The sequence below is a fragment of the Protofrankia sp. CiP1_Cm_nod2 genome (assembly GCF_920664355.1).
In the GTDB taxonomy this organism is placed as follows: domain Bacteria; phylum Actinomycetota; class Actinomycetes; order Frankiales; family Frankiaceae; genus Protofrankia.
Genome location: NZ_CAKKTL010000260.1, coordinates 1 through 6921, shown reverse-complemented (window position 1 = coordinate 6921; position 6921 = coordinate 1). Strand labels below are relative to the sequence as shown.

6 protein-coding genes are annotated in these 6921 nt (G+C 72.8%); 2 read left to right on the top strand and 4 right to left on the bottom strand.

Annotated features, from left to right (window positions below; translation table 11 throughout):
- Positions 1 to 8: 8 nt before the first annotated feature.
- Positions 9 to 1205, top strand: coding sequence for an NAD(P)/FAD-dependent oxidoreductase (locus NBW84_RS21055; RefSeq protein ID WP_250286675.1), 1197 nt, complete (start codon positions 9 to 11; stop codon positions 1203 to 1205).
- A gap of 231 nt (positions 1206 to 1436) precedes the next feature.
- On the opposite strand, the gene mdh is transcribed toward NBW84_RS21055, so the two are convergent.
- Both mdh and NBW84_RS21045 read right to left on the bottom strand, forming a co-directional pair.
- A complete protein-coding gene (mdh, locus tag NBW84_RS21050; protein ID WP_250286673.1) occupies positions 1437 to 2369 on the bottom strand; it encodes a malate dehydrogenase in 933 nt (310 codons plus the stop codon).
- Between the two features lie 589 nt (positions 2370 to 2958).
- Positions 2959 to 3264 carry a DUF3017 domain-containing protein gene (locus NBW84_RS21045; protein WP_250286671.1) on the bottom strand — a complete coding sequence of 102 codons (306 nt, stop codon included), beginning with the start codon at positions 3262 to 3264 and terminating at the stop codon, positions 2959 to 2961.
- Between the two features lie 525 nt (positions 3265 to 3789).
- Between NBW84_RS21045 and NBW84_RS21040 the strand changes: the two genes are divergently transcribed.
- Positions 3790 to 4098, top strand: a complete 309-nt coding sequence (locus NBW84_RS21040; RefSeq protein WP_250286669.1) for a hypothetical protein — start codon at positions 3790 to 3792, stop codon at positions 4096 to 4098.
- A gap of 314 nt (positions 4099 to 4412) precedes the next feature.
- On the opposite strand, the gene purH is transcribed toward NBW84_RS21040, so the two are convergent.
- Together purH and purN are read right to left on the bottom strand one after the other, a co-directional pair.
- Positions 4413 to 6089, bottom strand: coding sequence for a bifunctional phosphoribosylaminoimidazolecarboxamide formyltransferase/IMP cyclohydrolase (purH, locus tag NBW84_RS21035; protein WP_250286668.1), 1677 nt, complete (start codon positions 6087 to 6089; stop codon positions 4413 to 4415).
- Positions 6086 to 6661 carry a phosphoribosylglycinamide formyltransferase gene (gene purN / locus NBW84_RS21030; protein ID WP_250286666.1) on the bottom strand — a complete coding sequence of 192 codons (576 nt, stop codon included), beginning with the start codon at positions 6659 to 6661 and terminating at the stop codon, positions 6086 to 6088. The genes purH and purN overlap by 4 nt, the downstream gene beginning before the upstream one ends.
- Positions 6662 to 6921 lie beyond the last annotated feature (260 nt).

Sequence of the window (6921 nt, the reverse complement as noted above, 5' to 3'; positions counted from 1 at the left end):
CCGGGACCATCGACCTGCTCGTCGTCGGCGCCGGCCCGGCCGGCTGCGCCGCCGCCCTGCGCGCGCTGCAGCTGCGGCCACACACCCGCGTCGTGCTGCTCGACGCCGCGGACTTCCCCCGGGACAAGGCCTGCGGTGACGGCATCGCCCCACACGGCCTGGACGTCCTGCGCGCGCTCGGCGTGCCGGACGCGGCCGCCGGGTTCACGCCGGTGGACCGGATGCGGCTGCGCGCGCCGGGCGGCGCGCAGGTGGCGACCCCGTGCCCGCGGGCGAACTACGTGGTGCCACGCAAGATCTTCGACGCCCGCCTGGTCGCCGCCGCCCGCGCGCGCGGAGCCGTCCTGCGGCGCGAACGGGTGCGCTCGGTGGTGGCGGGCGGCGCCGCCGGCGATCCGGTGCTGGTCAACGGCCACCTGCGGGCCCGGGTGGTGATCGGGGCGGACGGGGCGAACTCGGCCACCCGGCGCGCCCTGGGCATCGGGCCGAACCCGCCGGAGGCGCTGGCCATCGCCGTGCGCGGGTACGCCGACGCGCCGTCCGCCGACCGCCCGCCCGAGCAGCTCATCGAGATGACCGACCAGGGCTGGCCGGCCTACGCCTGGTCGTTCCCGATCGGGGACGGCCGCGCCAACATCGGCTACGGGATGCTGCGTTCCAAGCTCGACGAGATGCACGGCGACGGTGGCGGCGGCGATGGTGGCGGCGATGGTGGCGGTAGCGGCCGGGCCGTCCTGTACGGCACCCTGGCCCGGATGCTCGCCGACCAGCCCGCGTATCCCGGGACGCTGCGCGCCCACCACCTGCCCCTGTCGACCTGGCGGCCCCGCCAGCCCGACGGCCCGGTGCTGCTCGCCGGGGACGCCGCGTCACTGATCAACCCGCTCACCGGTGAGGGCATCTACTACGCCCTGCTGTCCGGCTCGCTCGCCGGCCAGGCCGCCGTCACCGCCGCGCCGGGCGCGGCCGGCGCGGCCTACCGGCACGCCCTCGACCGCGAGCTCGGGCGGCACCTGCGCCACACCACTCTGCTGGCCGAGCTCGCCGGCCGGCATCGCACCCTGATGGACGCCGCCGTCGCGGCCGCGAGCCACCGCACCGAGCTCTTCGACACCCTGCTGGAGATCGGCCTGGGACGCGGCACAATCCCCACCGCGTCACTGGCCCGGCTGGCCGTGCGCAAGCTGGTGGCCGGCTGGCGGTGAGCGCACCGGCCGGGGCGGGCGATGGGCCGTCAGCCAGCTGGTGCCCTCGTGCCGCCGGCATCCCGCCGCGCCGGCCGTGCCGCGCCGGCCGTGCCGCTCCCGGCTCGTCCCGCCGGCCGGTCCGTCCCGCGGTCGGCGGCGCGGCCACAGGACGGTCGACCAGCTGCTGGCCGCTACGGCAACGCGCCGTGGCAGCCAGCAGCTGCTACAGAAAGTTACAGATTCAGAACGTTACAGGTTGGCGACGTCGGCCTGCTTGGCCCGGACGGCCTCGGCGGCAGCGGACAGCGCGGCCTTCTCCTGCTCGGACAGGTCGATCTCCACGACCTTCCTCACGCCGCCGCGGCCGATCTCGGCGAACACGCCGAGATAGACACCGGAGATGCCGAACTCGCCGTCCACCCACGCGCATGCCGGTATCACCGCGCCGGAGTCCTCGGCCACGGCCTTGACCATCCGGGCGGCGGCGGCGGACGGCGCGTAGTACGCCGACCCGGTCCTGAGCAGCGCGACCACCTCGGCCCCGCCGTTACGGGTCCGGGTCACCAGCTCCTCGATCTTCTCGGCGGGGAGCAGGTCGGCGAGCGGCTTGCCGTCCACCGTGGAGTGCGAGGGCACCGGGACCATGGTGTCGCCGTGCGAGCCCAGGGTGAGCGTGCGCACCGACTTCACCGGCACGCCGAGCTCCACCGCGACGAAGTTGGTAAAACGGGCGGTGTCGAGCAGGCCGGCCTGGCCGATGACCCGGCCGCGGGGGAAACCGAGGACGTTCGCGGCGAGCGCGGTCATCTCGTCCAACGGGTTGGACACCACGATGACAACGGCCTCGGGCGAGGTCTTCGCGATGTTCTCCGACACCTGTCGGACGATCTTCGCGTTGACCTCGATCAGGTCCAGCCGGCTCATGCCCGGCTTGCGCGGCAGGCCGGCGGTGATGACGACGACGTCCGACCCCTCGGTGTCGGCGTAGTCGTTCGTCCCGACAACCGTGGTCTCGAAACCCTCGATCGGCCGCGACTGGTTCAGGTCGAGAGCGAGCCCCTGCGGTTTGCCCTCGATGATGTCGGTGAGGACAACCGTGTCGAAAATGTCGTACTCAGCAAGGCGCTGCGCGGTCGTGGAACCATAGAAACCAGCTCCGACAACGGTTACCTTCCCACCCATCGGTGTCAGCCCCTCAGTTTTTCGATGATGGCGTCAATGTATTCCGCCGTCCCGTCGGCGGCCGGGCCGGTACGGTCCGGCTTCGGATCGTGGATGGCGCCGAAACCGCAGCCCACGAACGAGGCAGCCGCCGCGGGCACTCGAGCCGCCGTCTCGGTGTACCCGGGCCCGCTCCCGTCACCGGGGATCAGGGGGACGCTATGAGCCGGCATGTGTGCTGTTCGCCCCGCTTAGCTGAACATGGTATTCGGATGATGTTCGGACAATGCTCCGGATATCGAGAGGCTACCGCGATCGCCTGCGAGATGGGCGGCGAACTCCGCCCCTCGGGCCGGCCGGGCCGCCCGCGGGACCACCGGGATCGCCGCAACGGATGCTCCGCCCCGAATACCCGCCGGCAGCGGCCCCGCCGCCGCGCGCCGCCGAGTGCGACATTCCTGAGCCCGCCCCGGCCACGGCCGGTACGAGCCCGGCCGCTCACCGCGGAACGCCCACCGGGAGCGGCACTCCCCAGCCACAGCTGGCACAGATCCTGGCCGCCCACCGCTGGATGCCGGCCAGGGGATGACGACCGCGGCCGCCACGGCCCTCATGACCCCGGGGCCGGTACCGCCAACGTCACCGCGATGATCGTCACGCCGAGTGCCGCGAGCGTCGCGACATCGAAAACCCTGCTCCGGACGGCGAGCAGCCCGGCCCGCCGGGCAGGAAGGACCAGCCGCAGGACGGCCCCGGCGAGCAGGACGATGCCCAGCCCGAGCAGCCCGCGTCGCCAGTGATCCTGTGACACGAACACCAGAGCGACGATCGCCGCGCCCAGCACGACCGTGAGCACCGGGTCCCAGCCCGGCGGCGAGCGTCTCCGGGCCAGGTGCTGCCGGCGGCCGGCGCTCATAGTGGGGTCACCAGCACCGGCACCGGCACGGCCGCGCCCCGCCGGCCGGGAGGCCGGCCGGAACCGGCAGCCCCTGTCCGGACACGGTTCCCCTGCCACTCACCCCGACCACGCAGGGCAGTCTATGCCCACCGGGAAGGCGGCCTCCGGCCACGGCAGCCCACCGGCAAGGCGGCCCCACGGCCACGGCAGCCCACCCGGAAGACAGCCTCCAGACCGCGGTGGCCCTTGAAGGCGTTGGGACGGGCGTTCGGACGTGGTGCCGGTACGGCGACCCCGCGGTCACGTCGCGTCCCGGGAGCCGCCGAGACCTGCCGATCAGGCTGTCCCGTCCTGTCCGAGCAGGTCCAGGGCATTATCGATCTTCAGGTGGGCGGAGCGCCCAGTGCCGCGCCGGCAATCGCGAAAACTTACGATCATTCGTCGGATCGCAATTTTTTAGACCCCGGGTGAAGCCTCCACACGGGACTAGGGGACACTTCCGCCGCAACCACCGGAATGGGACCGGAGTGGAGGGAGTGGGCCGTGACAGACGAATCGCCACACAGCAAGAAGTTGCAGGAGCTGATGTTCCGGGCTTGGGAGACCTTCGGGGACGCCCGGCACCTGGACAACGACGACCGGGTGTTCGTCCAGGCTCTCGCGCGGCAGACGGCGGACAGGATCTCGGTCCTGTACGGCGCGAGCTGGCGGGAGGCCCTGGACTGGGTGGCGCAGCGTTACGTCCCCACCAACGACACACCCGGTGGGGCCATCCCGGCGTCCTCGAACGGCACTACCACGAGCACGTCGCGGCGTGGGGCGGCAGCGGCGGAGTCCGCGTCCATCTCATGAGGCGTCGGTGCCGTCCGGCCGCCACGCACGGACCCGGACGGCACCGACGACCAGGTACGCACGCCACAGGTACGCGCGTCACAGCGGCGGGCCGACGATGCCGTCGCCACCGAGACGCCGGCTGTGCGGCCGACGTCCGCCCGTGACCCCGACATCGACCCGGCCCCGCCGGCCGCCGCACCCTGGTCAGGACGCGGCGGATTCGGACGTCGTTTCCGCTGAGCGCCATTTCCGCTGAGCACTGTCAGTAAGCACCGCGTCCACGGGCCCGAAGGCTCGGGACGCTTCTGGCGGCTACCGTCAGTGCGTGACTGTCAGTGCGTGAAGTGCCGGACGCCGGTGAAGTAGAGGGCGATCCCGGCGTCCCGCGCGGCCGCCACGACCTGCTCGTCGCGGACGGACCCGCCCGGCTCGACAACCGCGCGGACCCCGGCGTCGATGAGCACCTGCAGCCCGTCCGGGAAGGGGAAGAAGGCGTCGCTGGCGGCCACCGCCCCCTTCACACGGTCACCTCCGCGGGCCACCGCGAGCCGGGCGGCGTCCACCCGGTTCACCTGCCCCATGCCGACACCGACCGTGGCGCCGTCGGCGGCGACGAGGATCGCGTTCGACTTCACCGACCGGACGGCCTTCCAGGCGAAGGCGAGGTCAGCCAGGGTGCTCTCGTCCGCGGGCGAGCCGGCCTCCAGCGTCCAGCCCGAGGGGTCGTCACCGGCGGCGTCCAGCGCGTCGCGGGACTGCAGCAGCAGCCCGCCGGAGACCTGGCGTATCTGCACCCCGTGCGGGTGCGGCGGCAGGGGGCTCTCCAGCAGGCGGACCGAGGGCTTGCGGGCCAGGATCTCCACTGCCCCGTCGTCGTAGCCGGGTGCCACCACGACCTCGGTGAAGATCTCCGCGATCTGCCCGGCCAGGGCGACGCTGACCGGGCGGTTCGTCGCGATGACCCCGCCGAAGGCGGACACCGGGTCGCAGGCGTGCGCCTTGCGGTGCGCGTCGGCGATGTCACGGCCGATCGCCAGGCCGCAGGGGTTGGCATGCTTGATCACGGCTACGGCCGGTTCGCCGAAGTCGGCCACGGCGGAGCGGGCCGCCTCCGCGTCGGTGAAGTTGTTGAACGACATCGGCTTGCCGTGCAGCTGCCGGGCGTCGGCAAGCCCCGGCCCGTCGTTCTCGGCGACGTACAGCGCGGCCCGCTGGTGCGGGTTCTCGCCGTAGCGCAGCACCTCGGCGCGGCGCCACACCGCGGCGACCGTGTCCGGCCAGCCGGACTCCCGGGCGACCTGGTCGGGGGCGCCCACACTGGCGAACCAGGACGCGACCGCGACGTCGTAGGCGGCGGTGTGGGCGAAGGCGCGGGCGGCGAGCCGGCGGCGGGCGGCCAGGTCGAAACCACCGGCCCGGATCGCAGCGACCAGCTCCGGGTAGTCCGCCGGGGAGACCACCACGGCCACGGTGTGATGGTTCTTCGCGGCGGCCCGGATCATCGCCGGGCCGCCGATGTCGATCTGCTCGATCACCTCGTCCTCGGGGGCACCGCCGGCCACCGTCTCCCGGAAGGGATAGAGGTTGGACACGACGAGGTCGAACGGCTCGATGTCGAGCTCGGCGAGCGTCTCGGCGTGCTCGACGTTGCGCAGGTCGGCGAGCAGACCGGCGTGCACCCGCGGGTGCAGCGTCTTCACCCGCCCGCCGAGGATCTCGGGGAACCCGGTGAGGGTGCTGATCGGCGTGACGGCCAGGCCGTGCCGGGCGAGGACCTGCGCGGTCGAACCGGTGGAGACGATCTCTACCTCGGCCTCGGCGAACACGGCCGCCAGCTCGGCCAGACCGGTCTTGTCGTAGACGCTGACCAGCACCCGCCGGATGGGGCGCCGCCCCGTCGCGACCAGTTCGCCGCCACCGGACGAGGCCGCGTCGATGGGCGGGGAATCCTGCGCTCCCGCCACCGGCTCGTCGGCCGAGGACTCCCGCGGGACCTGTGCGGATGTCATGTCCCCTCCTCCGACCGGACGATCCGGCCGATCGTCTGTACGTACAGGACGCGCTCCACCGCCTGGATGCGGCTACGCAGGGTCTCTTCCGTGTCGGACGCTTCCACGCCCACCGTCGCCTGCGCAAGGATCGGCCCGGTATCGACGCCTTCGTCGACCCAGTGGACCGTGACACCACTGACCTTCACCCCGTGCGCGAGTGCGTCCCGGATGGCGTGGGCGCCGGGGAAGGCGGGCAGCAGCGACGGGTGGGTGTTCACCGTGCGGAAACGTCCGATGACCCGCTTTCCGAGAATCTTCATGTAGCCGGCGAGCACCAGCAGATCCGGATCATAAGCGGCGATCCGCTCCGCCGTGGCCTCGTCGAACGCCTCCCGGCGCGGGAAATCCTCAAGACGGACGGTGAAGACCGGGGTACCGGCGGCCACCGCCCGGTCCTGCGCGCCGGTGCCGAAGCGGTCCGTGCCCACGGCAACGACCTCGGCGCCGAAGGATGGATCCCGGCAGGCGTCCAATACGGCCTGCAAGGTGGTGCCCACCCCGGAGGCGAGAACAACCAGTCGAGCGGACACGGGACTCTCCGGAGAAGCAGGTGGCCGGCAACGCGCCGTCGAAGCCGACGGCACAGCCAGCGGCCAGGGACCGTTCCGCTCCGACTGTACTGACGTCAGGCGGCCTGTGCGCATCCGCCGGGAACGGCGTTGATCAGGACATAGCCCCTGCTCAGACGGGATGACGGGAGGCCCGGCAGGCCGGGTGGCCGACGCGCGGGCCGCAGTCGCCGGCCGGCGCCGCCGGCCCGGCGCGGTGTTCGCGCGGGACGGGGACCAGC